The organism is Microcoleus sp. BROC3 (genome assembly GCF_036702515.1).
GTDB lineage: Bacteria > Cyanobacteriota > Cyanobacteriia > Cyanobacteriales > Microcoleaceae > Microcoleus.
In genome coordinates this window covers 1-24,390 of record NZ_JAUBTQ010000079.1, presented here as the reverse complement: position 1 = coordinate 24,390, position 24,390 = coordinate 1, and the positions used below count along the sequence as shown (strand labels likewise).

Below are 24,390 nucleotides of genomic sequence, written 5' to 3'. Positions count from 1 at the left end.
TGGGCTTCAGCTTCTAATCTGGTACGCCGGACTCCTCATTGATTAGATAAAGTTATCACCACAAGTTCTCAAGAGCCTTCGCCTGAAGCAGCTTACCGCGTTATAGTAGCCTGTTATACCACTTTTTGCCTCCAGGAATGACGGGGTTTGATGTAGGAAAATACTGCGTGGCGCGCCGTCAAGTGTCGGTTGAACAACCAGGCATATTGCTCAAGTTCAAGCAGGTTTAATTTGACCATAAATAAATTATTAATTTAAACTAAATATAAACTGCTGATTTCTGAACATAAAATGAAAAAAATATTTGTAGCAGTTTTTCCTTGCACGAGATATTCGCGCGGAATGGTTAAGTAGTAATGGGTAATTCGTAACGGACAATTGGTAATTGATACCAGTTGAAAACACTAGATATCAAATGTGTTTCGAGTCATCTGCTGGCGATAGGGGCAAAGAGGGCACAGCACCCAAAGCAGCTTGGCGACCTAGTTGCTGTTGCCGAATTCGCTCCAAATTCCCCGCAGGAATAGCAGCTATAAGTTGCCGCGTGTAAGCTTGCTGCGGCTGCCTGTAAATGCGCTCGGCAGTGCCAATTTCCTCGATTTTACCTTTGTTCATGACGATCGCGCGATCGCTCATAAACTTGACCACGCTCAAATCGTGAGAAATAAAAATATAAGTCAGTCCGAACTCTGTTTGCAACTCCTTCAGCAAATTTAAAACTTGCGCCTGCACCGACACATCTAATGCCGAAACCGACTCATCGCAAATAATAAACTTAGGATTCAAAGCCAAAGCTCTAGCAATACAAATTCTCTGCCGCTGTCCGCCCGAAAACTCGTGAGGGTAGCGCCGCATAAAATCTGGATTTAAACCCACTCTATCCAACAAATAAGCCGCGCGATCGCGCTGTTCTTTCTGATTCTTACCAAAGCGGTGAATCACCATCGGTTCCATCACCGCATCCCCAATATTCAGGCGCGGATCGAGAGAACTAAAAGGGTCTTGAAAAATAATTTGCAGATCCCGCCGCAGCCACCGCAATTTGCGATCGTACTCTTTTTTCATCCGATAATTAGCCATCCACTGCGATGCCGAACTACTTCTCGCAGGAGGCGTAATTTCTTGACCTTCAAAAAACACTTTACCGCTGGCGATCGGAATTAATTGCAGCAAAGCTCTCGCCAAAGTTGATTTGCCGCAACCAGACTCGCCCACCAAACCCAAAGTCTCGCCCGGGTAAACCTCAAAAGAAATATCGTTGACCGCCATAAACAAGCGTTTAGTTTCGCCAAACATTCCCTGCACCGGAAAACCGACTTGCAAGTTATTAACAGCCAGCAAAGGCTCGGAAATATTCGGCAGCCGAGGCGGTTTTCCTGTTGCAAAAGCGGGATTTCCCCCGCTGCTGTCGCCGTCTACATCGGCATTTTTCTCGACAATTACTAATTCGCCCCTAGCATTTGTGGTGACATCCATAAAATCGGAAACTGTCGGCAAGCGGCGCAGTTGCCTCTCGAGAGTTGGGCGACAAGCTAATAGACCTTTTGTATAAGGATGTTGGGGATTGCTGAAAATTTGTTCGATCGCACCGCACTCAACAATCTTGCCTCGGTACATCACCGCCACCGTATCGCCAATTTCAGCAATGACGCCCAAATCGTGGGTAATAAAAATCATTGCCATGCCTCTAGAATCTCGCAACTCGCGCAGCAAAGCTAAGATAGTTGCCTGCACGGTTACGTCTAAAGCCGTGGTCGGTTCGTCCGCAATTAATAAAGTTGGATTGCAAGAAATGGCCATTGCAATCATCACGCGCTGGATTTGACCCCCTGAGAGTTCGTGGGGGTAGCGATCGAGCATAGCTTGTTTTTGGCCGTTGACGAGCTGCATCAAATCGAGATCGTCTTCCCCAACAGTTGGATTCCCAGCGGCCCGGGAATGCTCTTGCCGCAAAGCCAAACACCGCTGCCTGAGATCATCGTCGCCCGGTAGCAGCTTTACCTCTTGCAGCAGAGAAGCAGCTTTGCGCCGCGCTTCTGTCTGCGACACCTTTTGGTGCAAACAAATGGCTTCTGTGAGTTGAAATCCGATCGTATAAACGGGATTTAGCGAACTCATCGGCTCTTGAAAAATCGTCGCAATCTGGCTGCCCCGGTATGTTTGTTTTTCCCTGTCCGGGATTTCCAGCAGATTCACAGGCCCCTTGCTACCACCGTCTTTTGTCGGAGAAAACCAAATTTCGCCCTCGATTTTCGTTGACGAACTCGACAGCAAACCCATAACTGCCAGGGATGTTACCGATTTTCCAGACCCCGATTCTCCCACGATTCCCAGAGTTTGCCCTCGCTGGACCTCAAACGAAATGCCGTCAACAGCTTTGACTGTTGCAGACGCATCGCCTGCGTCCGCAGATTGAAATTCAACCCGCAGGTTGCGAACTTCTAGGACGGTTTCACTCATGGAGGTCTATGGCAAAATTTAAATGGAGATTAAGTGGATTGTAGCAGGGCCTGGTAAATTACCCAGCACTGACCTGAGTACAGGTACAGTGTGGGCTTTCAATAGCCCTGAAATGATCTTGCACATTGCAAAACAATCTCGAACCTTCGGGCTTATTTACGAAAGCCCCAATAGCAGCAATATTCTTACTGCCGTTTAAGTCGGCATCACCTTTCCATCCACAATGACCACAAGCGAACTTTTTGCCATTCCTATAGGACTCACCCTTTACAGGATGAATGTGATTGCACTTGTGGCACATTTTGCTGGTGTATCTAGGCTCAACAAACAGAATCTTTACGCTATGCTTTATAGCTTTGTAGATGAGGAATTGACGCAACTGAAAGAACGCCCAGCTATTACTAAGCCTCCGCTCTTTCTGCGAGCGTGGCTGCTGAGTTGTGCGTTCCCTAATTCCCGTCAAATCTTCCAAAGCGATAACTTGATTTTTGTTTTGAGCCTTCGTTACGATACGGTGACTGATAGTGTGATTTACTAAGGTCTGAAAGCGTTTTTCCTTGCCCGACAACCGTTTCAACAATTCTCGACATCTACGCCGAGAGCAACGCGAGCCTTTGGTGGCTTTTCGCTGGATATTTGCTCTCAACTTAGCATAATGATTTCTAACTTTGGTAATTTGTTTACCGCTAAATGTATCTCCATCAGAAGTAACTGCAATATCAGTCCTACCCAAATCACAGCCCAAAACTTGATTGCTGGGTGGAGGCTCGGCGGGCTGAGATTCAAGCTGAATATTAAGATAGTAACTGCCATTTTTGCGTTTGCACAAAGTAGCAGTCTTGGGGTTTTGACCTTTCAATAATCCAAGTTGGTAGTTCCCGATAGCCAGTGCAAACCGCTCCCTACCACCAGTAGTAGTCAAACTTACTGTCCAATCTTTTTCCCTAAAAGAAAAGATACGGGTATCGTAAGTGACGCTAGTAGGAGCAAATTTGTTAACAGGCTTCCCATCTTTTTTAGCTGTTTTTCTGTTGCCAGAAACCCGTCTAATAGCATGGATTGCCAACTGCGCCGAGAGTCCAAACATATCTCTGACATTGTGATATACCAAGGATTGCATCGCCAATTCATTTGTCAGAGTTGGCGACACAGTTTGATTCACATATTCACAAGCACTCGCGAACGCCTGAAGGGTTGCATCAATTTTGATGCACTGCTCAGGCGCTACTTGGAGCTTGCAAGATACTGTCAGGACTTGTTTCATGACAAGATTGTATCAGGTATTGAAGGCAGAAGGCACGGGGAAAGTTTTAAGATTGCTTCGTTCCTCGCGAAGCGTGCCAATCTGAAAACTCAGAGCTAGTTATAGCGGATATCAATCAGGTGAGGTACTCGCCGGTTTTCTTACCAATTTCGCAATCGAAAATCGAAAATCGAAAATCCCAATCAGTACCTCACTCAATTGACAATTGCGATAAGTGCCTTCTGCCTGCGCACAATTTTCCTCAAAAACCGATGACTTGAGTGTCAGCAGGCAGTGCAGTGGCCTCGGAGACCTTTTTAAACACGGTTGCCTGCTCGTTTAAGGCATTAGGTCTCGCCTGTCCGGGATTGGTGCCTTGCAACTGAAGCCGCATTTGACCTTCGGGAGTCAATTCAAAAACAGTCTCAACGGTTTCTGTGCTGCTGAGGCCGACATCAATGTGCATCGGTTTTTCACCGAGATTAACTTTGTACCTCATTTCTTTGGCGCGGGCGGCTCCGTCGGGGCCTTTAGCCATGAGAAACAATTTGCCTTCTGGGGCAAAGACGAAGGTGAAAGACTGACCGGAGGGGACTGTGCCTTGCCATTGACCTAGGAGTTGCGTGTCGATGTTGCTGGCGGCCGGGGCTGTAGCTTCCGCAATTGTTGGTGCTGCTGCAGATGCGGTGCCGAGTGAGGCGTTGAAGCTAATGAGGATGCCCAAGCAAAGGCTACCTGCGATCGCTTTACCAATCATTTTTGAATTAGACATGAGACCGATCTAAAAATTGGTTATTTGTTTTGTACACTGTAGCGGTAAAACCGTACATTGTTTAGTTTAAATCTCTTTTAAGGATAGATATAGGTTATGGGTTGAGGTTTAAACCTGCAACGGAGTTGTCATCCCCGGACTAAAGCTTCTCCTGAGCTTGTTGAAGGGTCACGGGGCTTTCAGTTTTTTTTATTGTAAAATCCAATACAAATCTGGTTTTAGCTGCACAGTTCGCTGTGGTGAGTTGATTGTTCTTAACTCCAAACAGCTAACTGACTATTGCCTTCGATCGCGCTCCGAGAGAATTTTGCCGGTCGATGGCATTAATAGTCTTTGATTAATTGTTTTCAGGATCGCCTTCGACTTGTTCTGTCGGAGATTCCGGCGCTGGTTCCTGTGGATTTTGCGATCGTTTCGTTCGCTCCAATGCCTCTGCGTAAGACCAAGCCACGCTCACAATAAAAGCTTTCGCCATACCGTCCAAATCTTTTGAATCCTCGCTTTCCGGCGGTTCAGCTTTTTGGTTGCCGTCGTTCGTCATGTTTTTGTTTTCTCCCGGGCAGGTTTTTCTAACGACTTGTTGCAGTGTGCGATCGATACCCAAAAATTATGATTTTGCTTGCACCCGCACCCTACTTATCTTTGAGGGTATGACCTTGCTCATCACAAATAATATCATAAATACACTGATTCGATGACCGCATCAGAAGGAAACCTTTACTTCGCTCGTGGCCCGCAAAACGGACTCTTGCTGGAAAGTGCGTTTGTAAGTTTCGATAATTTCATTAATAGCTTGATTTTTTTCTGGGCTACTTTCATAAATCAAAATAACTATTTTAGAGTTTTCTCGAATCAGAATTCCCGAGCTGTTGAGAAACTGCCCCGAACCCTCTAATACAGTTAGCCCTTCCCGAAAGCGAGGGGTAATAACTGCCTTGACAAACTCCTGCCATTCTGCTTCCGAAATTGTCTCGCCTCCCGGTTTAGTTAAGCCAAAAAACAGTTCATCTTTGAGGAGATTTGTTTGCTTGGCATTAGTATCGGAAGTTTCGGGAAGTTGAGCGCGGGCAATTGTCGCGGGACAAACAGGCAGGACGAACAGCAGGCCGGTCAAGCAAAGACTGTTAAGATGTTTATTCATCAGGAATTACGCAAAACTTCTATATGTATGGTGCGCCCTAGGGCGTGTTTTCACACTACAACACAACAGAATGCAGGCGATCGCGATCGTGGCTGTATAATTTGCAGCCAGCTTCTGATATCGGGTAGCCATCCGACTTGCATTGCTCGAGTCGATCGCACGTTCAACTTTTTTAGTCCTGGACGCAGGATTGTTGAGAAAGCGGGTTTTTTTACGAAAAGGCGCGTTGTAGACCGCACCCAAGGTAAAAAACCCGATTTCCGATCCCCGATGCGTAAGTCTCGATTAACTTAAAATCTTTGTACCGAGGTAGCTGAATCTTAATTTCCCCAGATGTTTAATGTTCTACCTTACCCTATTCGATGAAGCAATTGCTCAATTGTCTGTACTAACGTTTCAGGCTCAACAGGCTTGGGAAGATGCCTTTGAAATCCCGCTGCTAGTGCTTGCTGTCGATCGCTCTCACCTGCAAATGCTGTCAGAGCGATCGCGGGAATCTGTCCTCCCTGGTCTCTAGATAGTTGTCTGATTTGACAAATCAACTTATAGCCATCGATTTGTGGCATCCCAATATCAGCAATCAAAATATCTGGCTTAGATTTAGTGAGTTGTTGTAGCACATCAGTTGATGAAGATACAGAGATCACGGTGGCTCCCGCTTGCTCCAAGATAAATTGAACTAATTCTAAATTGTCTAGTTCGTCATCGACTGCCAGAATACATAATCTAGCCAAGGGTGAAGTGTGAGCATTGAGTGATAGCTTTTCCTTGCGGTCACTGTTTGCCTCATTGCTTCTGACTAATAAGGGAAGTGTGACAGTAAATGTTGCTCCCTGTCCTTCTCCAAAACTTTCGGCTTTGACAGTTCCACCATGTAGCTCAACGACATGACGCACGATCGCTAATCCCAGCCCTAACCCACCAAATGTTCTCGTAATACTGCTATCGGCTTGCCGAAATGTGTCAAAGACATAGGGAATAAATTCTGGCGCAATTCCTTTCCCTGTATCCCTGACTTGAATTTGAGCATAGGAATCAATCGTTTTTACCTCAACTTCAACTCGACCTCCTCTAGGGGTAAACTTAATGGCATTGGTCAGCAAATTCCAGACAACTTGTTGCAATCGGGTAGCATCTCCTAACACATGGCTTACATTGGGTTCTAGCTGGGTTTCAATTTGAATATTTTTCGCTTCGGCCGCTAAACTAACTGTTTCGATCGCAGCTTTAAGAGTTGTTTTCAAATTAATTGGAGTAGAGTTCAAACTCAGCTTGCCTTGCAGAATCCCAGAAATATCCAGCAAGTCCTCAATCAGTTGAACTTGCAACTCGGCGTTGCGTTCAATCGTTTCGAGAGCTACCGCCGTCTTGCTGGAATCCAGGGTTCCTCTTCGCAGCAGTCGAGTCCAACCCAGAATCGGATTCAACGGAGTTCGCAGTTCGTGCGACAAGACAGCTAAAAACTCATCTTTAATTCGGTTAGCTGCTTCTGCTTGTGCCCGTGCTTGCTGTTCTGACTCGTAGAGCCGTGCTCGGTCGATCGCCTGCGCCGACTGCTGTGCCAGTGCCAAAACGAAAGCCCGATCGCTCTCATAAAGCTGGGGAACGGTCGAAAAGCTGAGCGATAGCCCACCAACGGCTTGTCCTTCAATCAACAACGGCACTGAAATCCAGGCTTCTGAACCAACCTTGGCATAAGCTTCAGCTAAATCAGGATAACGGGCAATTCGGTTTTCGATGGTTTCTACCCAAACAGGTTGCCCAGTTCGCACGGCTTCTGCCAGAGGATAGGGTGCATGAATCGAAAAACTGCGCAGAAATTCTCCTACGTGCTCATACCCGATCGCTTGAATAATCTCCAGTTCGCTTGCATCCTGGTTTAATACCGCAACCAAACCACAACTCGCTCCCAGTGCAGACATTCCCTGTTCAATAATCACCTGAGCCACTTGAGCCGAGGTTAGCGATTCAGACAACGCCGTCATCACTGCCAGGAGTCGAGCCGTCCGGTTCGCAGCGAGTTCGGCGGCTAATTGCGCTTGTTGTGTTTCATTATAGAGACGAGCGTTATCAATGGCGATCGCTGCTCGCTGAGCCAAATCTTCAGCCAGGGCAATGTCTTCCAGGCGATAGCGGCGATCGGATTCAGTAAACACCAACGTAATGCTGCCCAACACGCGCCCGCGTGCCTGTAGCGGTGCAATGATGCAGGACTTTAACCCAACTCCACGCAAGATTTCCAAGTATTCAGCATTCGGCACTGCGGCAACCAACTGTTCATCTGTAATCTCAATTGCAATTTCAACCCGTCCTGTTTGCATGACTTTAGCAATGCCATACCCATCATCGAGATGTCTGGGAAAGCGTCGATCCAACTCCCAGCCAAACTTTATTTTTTCGGGATCTGAATGAGCCACCGCAACACGACCAATTGTGCGATCGTCATTCAGCAGATCTACACTGCACCAATCTGCAAAATAAGGAACTGCCAGCTTTGCAACGCTTTGGAGAGTTTGTTCGTACTCTAGCGAAGAGGAAAGGACAGCACTCACTTGCGCTAAAAATGCTGATTGTTGTTGAGAATTCTCTGCTACAGCACGGGCTGCCTGTTCTTGAACAAGCTGCACTCGTTCGTCTTCGGTTTGCTTGCGTTCAGTAATGTCGCTTAAAGCAGCAATGATATTGATAATTTGCCCCTCTGCGCCAAACAAAGGGGAAGCATTGATCGACAGAATCGTGCGATTTCCATCGGCATGGCTAATGGCGTGTTCAATACCATAAACAGGCTCACCTGTTTGCATCACCCGCGCAAACGGCAGTTCATCTTCTGGGAAAGGATGACCCTCCACGGTTGTAATGAACCAGGATGGATCGTTATAGTCTCGCTCCACAATGTCGCTGCGAGTCAATCTTAAAATCCTCTCTGCCGCCGGATTTGCAGCAATAATCTGTCCGGCAGAATCTAGAATGGTGATGCCATCAGGAATAGTTTGGAAGATGCTCGATAATTGCGCTTCACGTTCGCGCAGAGCAGTTTCTGCCTGCTGGCGTTGTGTAATGTCGTGCATCACGACAACTGCACCCTGTTTTTCGCCGTTTGCCGCAATAATCGCCTGTCCAGTGGCTAACAGCATTCGCGCAGTTCCCTGCTGCGGAACAATCATCATTTCCACATCACGAACGTTCTGTCCTTGCAATGCCTGGAACAGGGGAATATCCTCTGTCTTCATGCGTGTTTTGCCGTCGGGCAAATACAAGCCATAATATTCGGCCCATCGATCGGGCGGAACTGGCTGCTGAGGTAATCCATGAAAATCTTTAGCTGCTTGGTTAAATACCGTCAATATGCCATCGGCATCGCAAGCCACAATACCAGCTTGAACGTTGTTTAGGATTGCCTTCAAAAAGTCCTGTTCTTTCTGAAGAGTGGCTTCTACCTGCTGCGAATTGGCGATTTCGGCTTTTAATTGTCGATCGGCTTGAGATATTGCTGTCGTGTCTTGGAAGTAAAGGAGTAAGCCATCTTCACTCTTGATGCAACGAATTCTCAACCACTTGTTGAGTGAGGGGTAGTGGTCTTCAAACTCGATCGCCGTTGGCGTTGCGATCGCTCGATGACAATATTTATATAGCTCAGAGGTAAGATCGACAGAAAATACAGTCCATATATTTTTGCCGATGAGGTGTTCCCGCTTCTTGTTTAAAAGCTGCTCTGCTTTATAGTTTATATAGGTGCATTTCCACTCTGAATTAATAGAAATGAATGCCTCAGCCATGCGATCTACTATCACCGCAAATCGTGCTTCGAGTGCTTGGCAGTCCGTACATAGCTCTTGAGGAAAATTTACTGTAAGATCTTCTCGATGATTCAAGGAGTTTGTACCTTCTACATTCATTGCGGTTAGTCCTGCCTATTTACCTATTCTGCCAGTTATTGGTAGGGATCAAAATGTAAAGGGCTTACGCATATCTCCCCCTAAATTCGAGTTAAAAATGGGGATTTTGAGTGTTCCCCCCTTTTTTACCTATGCGTTACCCACATCTTTCTTAATAATTTTGACAGCTTTATGCAAAAAGACTTTCAAAATTCATTTTTCCACCCGCCTTGACAATTTAAAACTTGGGTTTGTTGATAAAAAGTTAAGTTTATTGAGAACTCGTGTCGAGGAATGGGGTTTGATAGCGTAAGAGCGATCGCTTTGCAAATGTTAATAAAGATGTTTATAAAGCATAGCTTAAAAATGAGGCTAGGGCGTGTTTTCAAAATCGTTGTATCCTAGATTGGGGCAAGCTCCGGCATGGAATCTTGAGAAACACGTGGAGACTTAAGTACCGAACAGTGGGATGCGTTAAAACCGCTACTTCCCCGCTCAAACCCCGAACAGGTAAACCCAATCACGAGTACCGACAGGTTGTTAATGGCAGGAAACTGGATACTCAGAACCGGGGCTCCCTGGCAAGACCTGCGGTGAACGTTATGAAAAGTGGGAAAGTGTGACCGCAAAGTTTTAGCGGTGGCAAAAAGCCACTATTTGGCAGCAAGTCTGAGAACGCCTACAAGCACAAGCGGACAAACAAGAAAAATTAGACTGTCCGGTTCATTACGTCGATGGCAGCGTAATTCGTACACGCTAACACGCAGCTATGGTGAAAAAAGGGGGCGAAGTAGAGGAGAAACTAGGTCGTTCTCGCGGTGGTTTTAGTACCAAAATACAGATCCGTTGTGAGGGTAAAGGTAAACCCATAACTTTTGTGCTGCGCCCAGGGCAACATAACGAGTCAATTTTTTTATAACAATTGATGGAACTTTTGAGCAGTAAGCGCGATCGGGTGCGGGTCGTCCGCGTCTACATTCTTACAGAGTCGTAGGAGACAAAGGTTACACAGGTCGTCGCATATATAGTTATCTACGTCGCGCCCGGTATTCGTTTTACCTTTCCACGACTGTCAAATGAGTCCCGTTGAGGTTTTTTTAGCCGTGAAATCTACCGTCAACGCAATATTGTTGAACGTGCGATCGACTCCAGCAATGCAAGTCGGATCGCTACTTGATATGAGAACCGGGCTGCAAATTATACAGCCACGATCGCGATCGCCTGCATTCTGTTGTGGTTGTAGTTTTAAAACACGCCCTAAGAGGATGTTTTAAAATGGTAGTTTGACCTCATATAGCAATCCTCAATGAGTCGTAAATTTTTTACCCCACTCCAACCCTCCCCTTGGTAAGGGGAGGGAGTAAGAAATTCACAAATGATTTAGGATTGCTATAGTTAGCACAAGGAAGCATCTAAGTATCGGCCCAAACCTTGATTTATCGTCTCAGTTAAGCCCAATCAGAAGGGCTAAATTATACCTTCGAGGACTTTTAAAACATCCTCTAAGGGAGATCGAGGTTTTAGGCTTTTGGTGGGTAAGTCTTATTAACCTAAAAGGCTTCCCAATCAAAAACCCAGTTTCACATGAGAAACCGGGTTTGTGAGCGTCAGTCATAGTTTATTTATGCTCGCCTACTTGATTGCGTCTGCCGTATTAAGTAGCTCAACCTATTTAAACATCAAACTTTTCAGGTGTTCAGAAACCCGGAAGGGCAGGCACTCTTGGCGGCGCGCCTACAGCCCTCAGGTTTCTGAGTGTTATATTTTTTTAGGTGGAGCTAGTTACCCTTTAATTCGCCGATACTTCTCTTAGCAGTGTCTTTGTACATCTCCCCGAATTCTTTCACGGCTGCTCCTGCTTCTTGTCCAATCTTCTGAGCTCGTTCGCCCGGAGAGTCTGACGTTTCGCGAGCTTCTTGCCTCCATTCCCGGGTTGTTTGGGGTCTTTCGGGATTGTTTAGATCCGCTTTTGAGCCTCCTAGAGTGCCGGAAGCTTTGTTACTGTGTCCAGAATCAACATTTGCCGTCAGCAGCATAAAACCGACTAGAACAACACTCAAAAAACTCTTGACTTGAAAGCCCTTAAGCAGGGAACTGATGCGAGCAATGGCTGTGGAAATCAAATTCATCTCGGTAATACTCCCTAAGTTGATTGGCGATATTTTTCTACATTTTTTCGTCTAATTGACTCGCTCCAAAATCAGCAGCTAACGCGAGAGAAAGCCAACTTAGCTTCAACTTGCCATTAACTACCTAAATAGAGTTATAGGTTAGCGATAAAATCTGGTAAACACGCCACCTATGTGTCAGCCAATTAGCTTTTTCACACATGAATATCACGTTAACAGCAGCAAAATAGTTCTACCTCTAACTAAAGTCATAACTTAATTAGAAGGAAAAAAAATATTTTTATACATATGGTTAGACAAGTTTTAATCAATCATGGTATGCAGGGCAAATTCTTACTGCAAGCGATCGCCAGTTTTCACATCAAACCAGTGCAGCAACTGAGGCGGAAAAACCAGCTCTACAATTTCGGAATTCCAGTGGCGGTCATTTGGCAGCAAAGCCCGCACCGTTACTGACTCCACACCTTTAACTCGGACGCTAACTAGATTTTGCATTCCCAAGTTTTCCACTAAATAAACCTCACCTTTAATTGCCTCTGGGGCCGCTATCTTGCCGGCCTCTGCATCTTCAAAACCGACGTGTTCCGGGCGAATTCCCAACACAATTTCTGGCGGCAGAGTCGGCATATTTGGGAGTGGAACTCCAAAATCACCTAACATCGCAAAATTTCCCTGGCATTTAAGCACTAGCAAATTCATTTGCGGGCTGCCTACAAAACCAGCTACAAACTGATTGGCAGGACGGGTATAAATTAAGTGTGGCGGATCTAGCTGCTGCACAGTGCCGCTGTTGAGAACTGCAACTTTTGTAGAAAGCGTCATTGCTTCGGTTTGGTCGTGAGTGACGTACACTACAGGAGCTTTTTGGGAGGAAAATAATTGTTTGAGTTCGGCCCTAACTTTTTCCCGCAATAATGCGTCGAGATTGCTCAAAGGTTCGTCGAGCAAAAATACTTCCGGTTGGCGCACTAATGCGCGGCCTAGGGCGACTCGCTGCCGCTGTCCGCCTGATAGTTTTCCTGGTTTGCGATCGATTAATTCCGTCAATCCGAGGGATGCTGCAACTTCCGTCACTAACCGGTTGATTTCGCCGGAGGAGATTTTGCTGCGAAGTTTGAGGCTCGACGCCATATTCTCGTATACTGTCATGTGCGGATAAAGCGCGTAACTTTGAAAAACCATTGCAATATCGCGATCGCCCGGTCTGAGATCGGTGACATTGCGATCGCCAATTCTAATCTCGCCCCTAGTCGGCTGTTCCAACCCTGCAATTAACCGCAGTGTCGTAGATTTGCCGCACCCCGACGGCCCCAGCAAAGTCAGAAATTCCCCTTCGCTGACATCCAAACTAATGTCTTTTACGGGAACTACTTTAGGGCTGTAGGTTTTATTGAGGTCTTTTAGTTGCAGTTTTGCCATGATTTTTAAACTGTTGAGTGTTGAGTGTTGACTGTTGATTGTTTACTCGTTACCAGGCTCTGCCTGGTCACGCATATCCGGAGGCTCTGCCTCCAATTTTCCTGTTTAAAAAGCGAGGCAGAGCCTCTTGATATCGGTTCCCAGGCAGAGCCTAGGAACGAGTTCTAAAATCTAAAATCGATTTATCCTTTTACCGCCCCCGCAGTTAAACCCTGAACTATGCGCCGCTGGAACACCAACACCAGCAAAACCAAGGGTAAAGTTCCCAAAACTGTAGCTGCCGCGATCGGCCCGTAAGGAATTTCAAAGACTGATGTGCCGCTGAGTTGAGCAGTGGCGACGGGAATGGTTTTCAGAGATTCGCGAGTCATAAATGTCAGTGCAAATATAAACTCGTTCCAAGCTGAAATAAATGTTAAAATTCCAGTGGTCACTAACGCGGGAAATGTCATCGGCAGTACGATTTGCCACAGCATTTGGAAAGTGTTGTATCCGTCTACTTTAGCGGCATCTTCCAAATCTTTTGGCAACTGTTGAAAGAAACTTCGCATTACCAAAATTGTCAGCGGCAAGTTGATAGCGGTGTAAGGAATAATTAATGCTAAATAATTATTGCCTAAATCCAAAGCTTTGACAATTTCTAGGAGTCCTAAAAATAGCAGCACCGCCGGAAATAGGGTAACAATCGTCACAGTTGCCAGGATGATTTTCTCGCCCCACAGCCGCAACCTGGCCAAAGCGTAAGCTGCGGGAGCGCCTACAGCCAAACACAGCAATGTCGAAGTAATCGAAACAAAAGCGCTATTTAAAATGTAAAGAGCAAACGGGCGGCGGCGGAACAGCGACAGGTAATGCTCGAAAGTAATTCGTTTGGGAATGTAGACGTTGGGAATCGCCGAAATATCTGGATTTACTTTGAAAGAAGTTAGCACCTGCCAGATAATAGGTGCGAGGAAATAGGCGACAATTAATATCGCCGAGATTGGCAATATTAATTGCCGGATGTCAAAGGTTTTTTTGGTAGGTTGTTGGCGGGCGATCGACATAATTTATACCAATTAAAGGAACGTGCTAAGTTGTTCGGCATTTAGATTTAACTTTTGGGGCCGGCTTTCCTGCACACCCCACCAGAGTTTCAAAAAATTGGATTTGGGGGCGAGAAACCCGGTTTTTAGCGGTTTTGGGGACTGTCACGACAAATATAGGAAGAAACCTGGTTTCTGGGGCTTGCGTGCGATCGCAAACTAACTTAACTTCCACCAATCGAAAATCCAAAATCTAAAATCTAAAATTGACTGGCGCGGGCTCTCGATAACAAATAAGCGGCGATCGCAACTGCTGCCACTAACAGCAAAAAAGTACACACCACCAAAGCCGCCCCGTACCCAAAGTCTAAATACCTCATTACCGTGCTGTAAATGTAGATAGAAACCGTCTCGGTTGCCCCCGCCGGCCCCCCTCCCGTCATCACCTGAATCAAGTCAAAAATGCCGAAAGATTGGGCAAACCGAAACAGCAAAGCAATCACAATTTGCGGCATCAGCAGGGGGACGGTAACTTGACGGAAACTCTGCCAGCTACTCGCGCCGTCAATCGCGTGGGCTTCGTACAAATCACCGGGAATTGATTGCAATCCTGCTAGCAAAAGCAAGCTGACAAAGGGAGTAGTTTTCCACACATCCGCTGTAATTACTGCCATCATTGCTAAAGTCGGATCTCCCAGCCAGCTAATGCTATTTTGAATCAATCCCAATCGCATTAAAATGTCGTTAATTACGCCGTATTGGTCGTTAAAAATCCACGCCCAAGCTACTCCCATCAATGCAGTCGGTAGCGCCCAAGGTAGCAGGGAGATTGTGCGAACAATGCCGCGCCCTGTGAAGGATTGATTTAAGACTAAGGCAATGCCCATACCGAGAATTAATTCCAGTAAAACTGAGGCGACTGTAAATACTGTGGTGTTGCCTAAAGTTTGCCAGAAACGCCCGTCGCCTAACATTCGACTGTAGTTAGCAAAACCGGAAAAAACCAGTTTTAATTCAGTACCGAGGTTTTGGGTGAATAAACTCAGCCAAAAAGCGCGCAATATTGGGTAAGCAAATACTAGCATCAGAATTATCAAAGCTGGTGCTACTAATATCCATCCGGTTTTTTGTTCGCGCTGTCGCATCTTGTCTAATTGCATATTGTTCACCTTTAATTTATTTTTGGGCGGGCTAGGAGCAACGCCCCACAATTGAATTAACTTTTTGTGGAACAGGCATCTTGCCTGTTTCTAACTCTTTGTGGAACAGGCATCTTGCCTGTTTCTAACTCTTTGTGGAACAGGCATCTTGCCTGTTTCTGACAGAGGCAATATGTCAAATTTACGAAGCTTGGGGTTGTTTCAAACTGCCTAATAAATTGCGAGTTTCGCTAGCTGCTGCTTTCATTGCTTGTTCTGCACTCATTCTCCCGGTAAAAGCTGAACTCAAATAGCGCTGCAAAATATCAGAAGCTTGAGCGTATTGTGCCAGGGGCGGGCGCAAAGCTGACCGTTCCACTACTTTTAGCAGTTGCGGGTAGTGGGGATATTTGGCGACTATTTCTTTGTTGCTAAATAGGGATTTGTAACTGGGAACTAAACCGGTTTCTAAAATAAATTTGCGCTGGGTTTCCTCGCTGGTAAGGTACTGAATTGCTTTCCACGCTTGTTCTGGATGTTTTGAGGTTTTGGCAATTCCCCAGCCCCAGCCGCCCAAGCAGGAACCGCCTGTTTGACCGATACTGCTGAGCATTGGCTCGATCGCAATTTTGCCTCTAACATTCGATCCTTCAGCATTTGCCAGCTTCCAAACATATGGCCAGTTTCGCAAAAAAAGCGCTTTGCCGTTTTGAAACAACAGCCGGGTTTCTTCTTCGGCGTAAGTGGTGACACCCGGAGGAGAAATGCCGGAGGCGATCGTATTTTTGAGAAATTCCACTGCTTTAATTGCCTCCGGTTTATCTAACCCAACTTCAAAAGTTTGCGGGTTAGCCCAGAAGCCGCCGAAACCGGAGAGCACCTCGACAAACATCGCAGATACTCCCTCGTATTGTTTGCCTTGCCAAAGATAACCCCAAGTTGCTTTTCCCTGTTTCTGCAAGTTTTGAGAGATTTTTACCATCTCTTCAAAGGTTTTCGGCGCTGGAATTTTCGCTTGTTCTAAAATGTCTTTGCGGTAATAAAGCATTCCGGCATCGGAAGCGTGGGGAATTCGGTAAAGTTTGCCCCGATACCGCCCGCCTTCGACGTTACCTTGGATGAATTTTGATAGTTGTTCGGGGGAAATTCTGTCTGTCAAATCGCTTACCCAACCTGCGGCTGCAAATTTGGGAACCCAGACAATATCCATGTTGATGATGTCGTAGGGCGATTCGCCTAAAAGAAAGGCAGATGTGTAAAGATTTTCTATGAGGTTTGTGTCAGAAGGCCCTTCTATGAGGTTGATGCGAATGCCGGGGTTTTTCTGTTCAAATTCTTTGACAAAGGGTTTCCAGTTAACAATGTCTTGGCTTTGCATCAACATCGCGAGCACGACTGGCTGTTGAGTCAGTGCCGGCAGAATAAATAAAAGCAAGGCGGTGGCTAATGTGACAGCGCATAAGGCTAAAAGACGAGGCTTCTGCCTTTGTTGCTGCTGGGAATTTATTTTTTGCATTTGCTTTTGAGAAATGGCGGTGCGATCGCCTTATTTCTCTAATAACTCGCTTTCTTTTGTTTCGCTGGATTTAGCGAGTTTGTGCAATAAAAATTTAAGTAAACTTTAGCTTACTTAATAATGCTTGAGTGAAAAATACAAATTTTGATTTAACTAGCTAGAAATGGATTTAAGTAAACATCTATCTACAGATAGATATTGAGAGAAATGTCTCAGATCAATTCCGGTTGCCCTCGTCAGGATTGTTGACTTTTTGCTCTTGACTAAAATTATGCTTTCGCGCCAACTGACTTTTTGGACATTTGAACAATACCGATGCAACCGGAAACGATATAAGATAGCCGTTGTCAATCGGATGAAATAAAGTAGAGGCTTATGCCTAAGTCCCTACAGATGCTGGCATACAATCTATATTTATCCCTACTTTTCAGAATTGGTATAACTTTTGCCTAGCGCCCGATCAGCGATCTATTCTGCTATAAAAACCCGGTTTCTGAGTAAGTCCTAAATACAAAAAACACCGCTCCTCAAAACAGGAGAACGGTGTATAGGGGGTGTTATGGGTTGTTGTCTGGGATTAACCCTAACAAATCACGATCGGCTCAGGCTATGCCTTGTGATGGTTAAAAAATTGGCACAAACCTGCATTATCGCCCGGATCGCGATCGACCGCGAGCGATTAGCCCAACCATTCCACAACAGCATCTTCCTTGGTATTGGTGTGCCGTTCTGGGGTTTCGCGGTTAAATTTCATGTGGATAGCGCGGTTTTGTTCGCCGTCGGCTGCTATTGCAAAAATCGGATAGTCGATTAAGCCGTCTTGGAAAGACATCTGGAAGCGGAAAGTGCCGTCAGCATTGAGTTTAATCGGCTGTCCGCCTACGTAGACGGTAGCGTCGGGCTCGGTGGCACCGTAGACGATCAGTTCGGCATCAGCAACTAACCAGAACTGGCGGGGGCGCATCGGGGCGGCGAAACCAACTCCCGACATACCGACACCGGACATACCGATACCGGACATGGTGAGGCCGGACATACCGACACCGGACATAGTTAGGCCGGACATACCGACACCGGACATACCGACACCGGACATAGTAGGAACAGCCCACATTCCGACGCCGGAGGGGAAGACGTAGGAACTGAGAGCTTGTTCGTGGATGCCGACTTGCTGGACGGAACCGGCGACGTGCTGCATGGAACCGAAGACAGAACCCGCTACGCGCAGGGCTTCGGCAGATTCTGCCATGCCGAAGATTTGTTCGTAGAGGGCGTTGCCGGTGCTGAAACCAGCGCCATTGCCTGCTTGTGCCATTTTCTTGGCGGGAGGAACCAGTTCGGCGAAGGTTTTGCCTTGCAACTCTTCTTCCCAGTCGAGGGTGATGAATTGGTCTTCAATCCAGTCGCTGGGATAGACGGGAGGAACGCGGACTTCGGCAGAGCGAGCTAATACCAGCCAGCGGCCGTCTGCACAGCGGTAGCCGATGTCGAGCGCGTAGTCCCGATCGCTTACGGGGATTGGCACGTACCATTCCCGCGCCAGTTCGTCGCAGGGATATTCTTGAATGCTGTGCGGGCTTTGGATGTCGAGGTTAACATCTGTAACGTCGTAGATCCGCAGGGCGAGTTGCTGTCCTCCTTGGCGGCGCATTTCTTCTTTGCGATCGTTGGGAATATCCCAGTAAGTGTAGGCCCATTCTGGGTCGCGGGGCATTAAAACAACCCGGCTTTCGCCGTAGCCGTTGGGCAAATCTGCTAAACCTTCATCTACAGACGACAAAGAACCACCTGTTCTATCTTCTTGACCGAGTTCAAACTTTGCTGCTTCCACTGCTTCTTGTGCCTCTAGTTTGCGAGATGGACTGTATGAAAATTTGGTGCGCTGAATTTCTTGAATTGATGCCAGGAGTTGCGATTTCCGCATCCGGCTGTAGCGAGAGACTCCACATTCGCTAGCAACTCTGCGGAGTTGTCGCAAAGTCATCTCTTCTAATGGTGGGCGTTCTTTTGCCATGAGTTTGTTCTCCACTAATTTGGGATGGCGGGTTAGATTTTTCCTTTCAACACAAATGTGTTGACTTTTTGAGTTAGAAACTCTTTTAAAGGCCAATATTATCGAGCTTCCAAATCTCTCCAACCTTTGAAGCCTTGCTTGTTTTTAGCTTGTCTTGTCCCCTATGCGATCGGGGGTTTTGACTTCTTGGCTTCTGCGCGCACCGTCCGATCTAAATAAAACTTTTCTGTCGATTCTTGATTGACAAGATCGATTTTGTGAGTGCGATCGGTGCTGCTAGCAACGCTGTGCTTGCAGCACACGCGCTATTCGACTCCCAGGGCTGCTTAATCGAAGCATTTCTTTGGGATCGCTTTGTCATGACTCAATGTTGCAGACAAGTTGCGATCGGGTCAAGGGGTCTTTTGCCTCAATCCTGGGTACTTATACGCATTTTCGTGATTTTGGGGATCAATATGTCAGGGGATCTTGACATTTGGGAGGCTTGGGGGATCGGTGCGCCCGCGAATGTCAGGATTTGATGACATATTGCCCTAGGGGGCTGTTGATGGGTTTGGAGGCTGGGGGCGATCGTTTATAATATGTATGCCTTTAGTAAGATGACATTTTAGAAAAATTCCCGTTTGGCTCACTGGATGAGAGAAGAAAGTGAAAAGCAATCACAATCACTCGCTGAGGAGAATCAAATGACACTAACGGGCGATCGGCGCAAACAACTAAAAGCAGCTCTGATTGATGCTTTCCCCACTAAACCAAAACTTAGCCAGTTTGTCACAGAGGAACTTGAAGAGAATCTGGATGCAGTAGCACTAGGAAATGATTTAGGAGAAATTATCTTCAAATTAATTCAACACGCAAAATCTCATGGTTTGGAAGCTAAACTCATTTTCGCCGCTCGTCACTCGAACCCAGGTAATCCAAAATTAGCTGCTTTTGTTCGAGTTTATGAAAGAGAGTATTGGGAAAATATAGCGCAACAGACAAACTTTTACAACCTGAAAGAACTTGATGCGAGCGAGGCCATAGTACAAGTGCAGGCAGAAGTTGTACGAGTAATTGAAAGCCATCCTAATGTCAACAATGAGTTGATGTCCTTATTACAGCAAATACTGGCGAAGTTGAACGAACCGGCGACACCTGCGGCGGGGAAGGTAAAATGGGCTGTACCTATAATTCCAGGAATTGTGTCCTATGAAGTGGAAATCGATACAGAAAATTCTTTAAGAAGGGCATTTCAGCCACTCAAAAAACTATTGGTAAAGTAACTCGCCCCGATACACCTTGCCCGTATCGGGGCTTGTCAGCATTTCGAGCAGAAGATAAAAACTTATTTTTTGGGCGTGAGGAGTTTGTAAAGCAGTTAGTCAAAGCTGTAAAACAACATCCTTTAGTACCTGTAATTGGTGCAAGCGGTAGTGGCAAGTCTTCTGTTGTGCTTGCTGGATTAATTCCTTGTTTGAGAAAAGAGGAAACTTGGCTGATTGGGTCTTTTCGTCCGCAGAGTCAGCCGTTTTATGGACTGGCTGCTGCTTTGGTGAGCGCGGGCTATCCACAACTAAATAAGGAGCAGCCAAACGAAAAAACTTCCAAATTGTTTGAACAGATGCAGGGGAGTAGAAAGTTATGGCAGGAAGTCACAGATATCCTGACAGAAAATCCTGGTAAAAAATTATTGCTAATAATTGACCAGTTTGAGGAATTATACGCTCTCGATAGCGAAGAGCAGAAAAAATTTGTAGAGGCGCTGTTGGAAGCAGTTAAAAAAAATCCCATTCGTTTCAAATTAGTATTGACAATTCGGACAGATTTTCTGGATCACATCATCAAGTATCCGCCATTTAAGGAAGCGGCATTACAGTCCGAAAGTCATAAATTCCTGGGGGCGATGAATCCAGAAGAAATGAAATCGGTTATTGAGTTAATAGACCGCGATACCCAGGAGAATATCGTCGAATTAGAAGATAGATTAACGCAGCGGATTTTGGATGATGTGCAGCAAGAACCTGGAAATTTACCGCTGCTGGAATTTACTCTGACGCAACTGTGGAAAGAGAATAGGGGAGGAAGATTAACTCTTCAGGCATACGAAAAAATTGGAGGTGTGAAAAAGGCGCTAGCAAATCATGCAGACAAAATTTATCACCAACTGAATGAAGAGGAGAGAAAACAGGCACAGCAAATATTTTTACGGTTAGCAAGTCTAGGAGAACAGGCGGAAGATATAACTTTGGCAAGAGATACTCGACGGTTAGCGACTAGCAGTGAAATCGGGGAAGATAATTGGCAGTTAGTCATGAAACTAGCCGGTTCAGATCGGGATATACCCGATCGGGATAAACAGCTACCACTTTTAGTAACGGGGCGGAATGATAAAACTGGGGAACAGACGGTTGAGGTTGTCCACGAAGCGTTGATTCGAGAATGGGGAAAGTTGCGGGAATGGATAGAAGATGACCGCGCTTTTCTCACTTGGCGGCATCAACTGCAGATACAAATGGCGCAATGGAACTCTGCGGATAAAGATGAAGGGGCTTTGTTACGAGGAAAACCTCTGGTTATTGCTGAAGATTGGTTACAAAAGCGCCCAGCAGAGTTGATAAATGAGCGCAAATATATCGAGCAAAGTTTGCAACTGCGGAAACGCCGTCGGCGGACGATTATTTCCGTCTTGACGGGCTTTTTGTTAGTCGCGGGGGTGCAATGGGGGCAAACAGAAAATCAAAAGCAACAACTTGAAATTAGCCAAGCGGAACTTAGGATTAATTATTCCAATGCACTCTTTAATGAAGGCCAACAGTTTGATGCACTCATGGAAGCTTTGCGAGTAGCAAAGCCACTGCGATCGCAACCCAAGCCACCAATGGAAGTTGTGACGGCGTTGCGACAAGCGATTTACCGAGTAGGAGAGCGCAACCGCTTGGGAGGGCATAGCGATTGGATCAATACCGTCAGTTTCAGTCCCGATCGCAAAACCTTGGCTTCCGGTAGTCGTGATAGTACCATCAAACTTTGGAATGTTTCCACAGGTCAATTAATCCGCACCATCAATGATAGCAAGTCGATCGTTAGCGTCAGTTTCAGTCCTGATGGCAAAACCCTGGCTTCTAACAGTGGTGACAAAAGCATCAAACTTTGGAATGTCGCTACTGGCAAAGAAATCAAAACCCTCAATGGGCATAGCAATTGGGTTCGTAGCCTTAGTTTCAGTCCCGATAGCAAAACCTTGGCTTCTGGCAGTGATGACAAAAGCATTAAACTTTGGAATGTCGCTACTGGCAAAGAAATCAAAACCCTCAATGGGCATAGCAATGTGGTCAATAGCGTTAGTTTCAGTCCCGATGGCAAAACCCTGGCTTCTAGCAGTAATGACAAAACCATCAAAATCTGGGATGTCGCTACCGGCAAAGAAATGAAAAGCCTCAATGGACATAAAGATCTGGTTAAGAGTGTTAGTTTCAATCCCAAAGGTAAAACCCTGGCTTCTGGTAGTGATGACAACACGATCAAAATCTGGAATGTCGCTACGGGCCAAGCAATCAAAACTCTCAATGGGCATAACGCTTTCATCTATAGCGTCAGTTTCAGTCCCGATGGCAAAACATTGGCTTCTGGCAGTGATGACAACACTATGAAACTCTGGAATGTCGATACGGGCGAAGTAACCATTAATTTCAATGAACATAAGGATTCAATCTCTAGCGTCAGTTTTAGCCCTGATGGCAAAACATTGGCATCTGGTAGTTTTGACAAAATCATCAAAATTTGGAATGTGTCGATAGGCGAAGAAAAAAGCCTTAAGGAGCATAAAGATCCAATCTTTGGAGTCAGTTTCAGTCACGATGGTAAAATCCTAGCCTCTGGAGGTTTTGATAACACCATCAAACTCTGGAATGTCGATACGGGCGAAGCAAAAACCCTCAAGGGGCATAAGGGTGCGATTCAAAGTGTCAGTTTCAGTCCCGATGGCAAAATCCTGGCTTCTGGCAGTCGTGACAAAACCATCAAACTCTGGGAACTCAAGACGGGGAAAGAAATCAAAACCCTTAACGGGCATAGCAATTCGGTTCGCAGCCTTAGTTTCAGCCCCGATGGCAAAATCCTGGCTTCTGGTAGTGCTGACAAAACCATCAAACTCTGGGATGTTGCTCAACGCAAAGACATTAAAACCCTTGATAAGCATAGTGAAGAGGTCAATAGCGTTAGTTTCAGTCCTGATGGCAAAACATTGGCTTCTGGCAGCGATGACGAAACCATCAAACTTTGGGATGTTGCTACTGGCGAAGACACAACCCTCTATGGGCATGATTTTGCGGTTTATAGCGTCAGTTTCAGTCCCGATGGCAAAACCTTGGCTTCTGGCAGCCAGGACAAAACCATCAAACTTTGGGATGTCGGTGCAGACCAAGCAAAAAAAACGTTCACTGGTCATATCGATTCGGTCTGGAGCGTCAGTTTCAGTCCTGATGGCAAAACCCTGGCTTCTGGCAGTAGTGACAAAACTATCCAACTTTGGGATGTCGATACAGGAAAAAAAATCACCATCGACAGGGATATCGACGGGCATAGTGAAGCTGTCAATAGCGTCAGTTTCAGTCCTGATGGTAAAACTTTGGCTTCTGGCAGTGATGATAGCACAGTTATTTTGTGGAATTTTGATTTTAATAATTTACTGGTGCGAAGTTGCAATTGGATGCGTCCCTACTTGCAGAATAATCCTAATTTGAGCGAGAGCGACAAGCAGCTTTGCAATGATATTGGCACTCAAAATTAGAGGAGAGACAGGATTAATTGCGTCTGGAAAATCCGATGCAATTGAAACTGTGCTGGCACTACTCATGAGAAACGCGACTTTTTGAAGAAGTCGGGTTTCTCATGAGTCTTGTATAATAGGGCGAGCTGCTCGATCGCATTTATAATATTTCTCAAAAATGCCACTCAACTTATTATCGATCGCAATCAAATTTTCATTGTAGTTGTAGGCGTGGAATCGAAGGTAATTAACCAATGGATAAGATAGAGAACTATCGCACCTCAATCAAACAGATTTTGACCGAGTACGATCGCCAGATCGCCAACCAAACCGCAGCCAATACGGAGATGCTGCTAGCCTTTGACGAACAGCGCGATCGATATCTGTGGTTTTAGGTGGGATGGCAAGGAAATAAAAGAGTTAGAGGAATTACAGTTCACGTTCGGATTAAAAATAATAAAATTTGGCCTCGATAGCTTTTTGCGCTGCGGGTTGGATAATGACTTGATATTTCTGACTCATTGGGAAGTGTCTAGCTTATCAAACAGTTGAGCGAAAAAATCTTCTGCTTTTTTTCCTTCCCCTCGCGACCTTTGTTCCAACCCCCGTTTAATTTCCTTTAAAGTTTCCAATAACTTAACCGCATCTAAAAGCTTCTGATAGGATTCAGCATCCTGAACAACTAACTCTGCTTTCGCGTTGACAGTTAGAACCACAGGATGTTTTGTTCGCTTGAGCCGCTGCACAAACTCAGTGGTATTGCGTTTAAACTCCGTGAGAGAATGTATGTCTTTTGAAAGGTTTATCATAAATGACATTAAATTAGCATCTAATAGACCTCTTGCAAAAAAGATATATGTTATAATCAGAAGTTTTAAATTTAGCCCCCTAGAGCTAACTCATAATT

At 45.8% G+C, this 24,390-nt stretch carries 16 protein-coding genes and 1 pseudogene; 3 read left to right on the top strand and 14 right to left on the bottom strand.

Features of this window, described 5'->3' with window-relative positions:
- Positions 1-411 precede the first annotated feature (411 nt).
- The 13 genes from QUB30_RS30370 to QUB30_RS30310 all read right to left on the bottom strand — a co-directional run bounded on the left by QUB30_RS30370 (position 412) and on the right by QUB30_RS30310 (position 19,035).
- Positions 412-2,460, bottom strand: coding sequence for an ABC transporter ATP-binding protein (locus QUB30_RS30370; protein WP_333341573.1), 2,049 nt, complete (start codon positions 2,458-2,460; stop codon positions 412-414).
- Between the two features lie 58 nt (positions 2,461-2,518).
- Positions 2,519-3,724 carry a transposase gene (locus QUB30_RS30365; RefSeq protein ID WP_333341571.1) on the bottom strand — a complete coding sequence of 402 codons (1,206 nt, stop codon included), beginning with the start codon at positions 3,722-3,724 and terminating at the stop codon, positions 2,519-2,521.
- Positions 3,725-3,965: 241 nt separating this feature from the next.
- Positions 3,966-4,475, bottom strand: a complete 510-nt coding sequence (locus QUB30_RS30360) for a hypothetical protein (RefSeq protein WP_333341569.1) — start codon at positions 4,473-4,475, stop codon at positions 3,966-3,968.
- A gap of 337 nt (positions 4,476-4,812) precedes the next feature.
- On the bottom strand, positions 4,813-5,016 hold the full coding sequence (locus tag QUB30_RS30355) for a hypothetical protein (RefSeq protein ID WP_333341567.1): 204 nt from the start codon (positions 5,014-5,016) through the stop codon (positions 4,813-4,815).
- Between the two features lie 162 nt (positions 5,017-5,178).
- Positions 5,179-5,616 carry a DUF3574 domain-containing protein gene (locus tag QUB30_RS30350; RefSeq protein WP_333341565.1) on the bottom strand — a complete coding sequence of 146 codons (438 nt, stop codon included), beginning with the start codon at positions 5,614-5,616 and terminating at the stop codon, positions 5,179-5,181.
- Positions 5,617-5,966: 350 nt separating this feature from the next.
- Positions 5,967-9,512, bottom strand: a complete 3,546-nt coding sequence (locus QUB30_RS30345; RefSeq protein WP_333341563.1) for a PAS domain S-box protein — start codon at positions 9,510-9,512, stop codon at positions 5,967-5,969.
- Between the two features lie 1,757 nt (positions 9,513-11,269).
- On the bottom strand, positions 11,270-11,620 hold the full coding sequence (locus tag QUB30_RS30340) for a hypothetical protein (protein WP_333341561.1): 351 nt from the start codon (positions 11,618-11,620) through the stop codon (positions 11,270-11,272).
- A gap of 333 nt (positions 11,621-11,953) precedes the next feature.
- Positions 11,954-13,039: an ABC transporter ATP-binding protein gene (locus tag QUB30_RS30335; RefSeq protein WP_333341559.1), complete on the bottom strand. Its 1,086-nt coding sequence runs from the start codon at positions 13,037-13,039 to the stop codon at positions 11,954-11,956.
- A gap of 182 nt (positions 13,040-13,221) precedes the next feature.
- Positions 13,222-14,085, bottom strand: a complete 864-nt coding sequence (locus QUB30_RS30330) for a carbohydrate ABC transporter permease (RefSeq protein ID WP_333341557.1) — start codon at positions 14,083-14,085, stop codon at positions 13,222-13,224.
- Positions 14,086-14,324: 239 nt separating this feature from the next.
- The gene (locus tag QUB30_RS30325) at positions 14,325-15,224 is read right to left on the bottom strand and encodes a sugar ABC transporter permease (protein WP_333341555.1); all 900 of its coding nucleotides are present in this window, start codon (positions 15,222-15,224) and stop codon (positions 14,325-14,327) included.
- Positions 15,225-15,405: 181 nt separating this feature from the next.
- Positions 15,406-16,719 (bottom strand): ABC transporter substrate-binding protein, encoded by a 1,314-nt coding sequence (locus QUB30_RS30320; protein ID WP_333341553.1) that lies wholly within the window; start codon positions 16,717-16,719, stop codon positions 15,406-15,408.
- A 679-nt stretch (positions 16,720-17,398) separates the two neighbouring features.
- Positions 17,399-18,733 carry a DUF4912 domain-containing protein gene (locus tag QUB30_RS30315; protein WP_333341551.1) on the bottom strand — a complete coding sequence of 445 codons (1,335 nt, stop codon included), beginning with the start codon at positions 18,731-18,733 and terminating at the stop codon, positions 17,399-17,401.
- 161 nt (positions 18,734-18,894) lie between these two features.
- The gene (locus tag QUB30_RS30310) at positions 18,895-19,035 is read right to left on the bottom strand and encodes a hypothetical protein (protein ID WP_333341549.1); all 141 of its coding nucleotides are present in this window, start codon (positions 19,033-19,035) and stop codon (positions 18,895-18,897) included.
- A 384-nt stretch (positions 19,036-19,419) separates the two neighbouring features.
- On the opposite strand from QUB30_RS30310, the gene QUB30_RS30305 reads away from it, so the two are divergent.
- The 3 genes and pseudogenes from QUB30_RS30305 to QUB30_RS30295 all read left to right on the top strand — a co-directional run bounded on the left by QUB30_RS30305 (position 19,420) and on the right by QUB30_RS30295 (position 23,959).
- Positions 19,420-19,998, top strand: a complete 579-nt coding sequence (locus QUB30_RS30305; protein WP_333341547.1) for an effector-associated domain EAD1-containing protein — start codon at positions 19,420-19,422, stop codon at positions 19,996-19,998.
- Between the two features lie 32 nt (positions 19,999-20,030).
- Entirely contained in the window at positions 20,031-23,504 is a 3,474-nt protein-coding gene (locus QUB30_RS30300) for an nSTAND1 domain-containing NTPase (RefSeq protein ID WP_333341545.1), read from the top strand.
- Positions 23,505-23,737: 233 nt separating this feature from the next.
- Positions 23,738-23,959, top strand: a pseudogene (locus QUB30_RS30295) (element excision factor XisI family protein).
- A 42-nt stretch (positions 23,960-24,001) separates the two neighbouring features.
- Here the strand turns inward: QUB30_RS30295 and QUB30_RS30290 are convergent.
- A complete protein-coding gene (locus QUB30_RS30290; RefSeq protein WP_333341543.1) occupies positions 24,002-24,292 on the bottom strand; it encodes a type II toxin-antitoxin system Phd/YefM family antitoxin in 291 nt (96 codons plus the stop codon).
- Between the last annotated feature and the right edge of the window lie 98 nt (positions 24,293-24,390).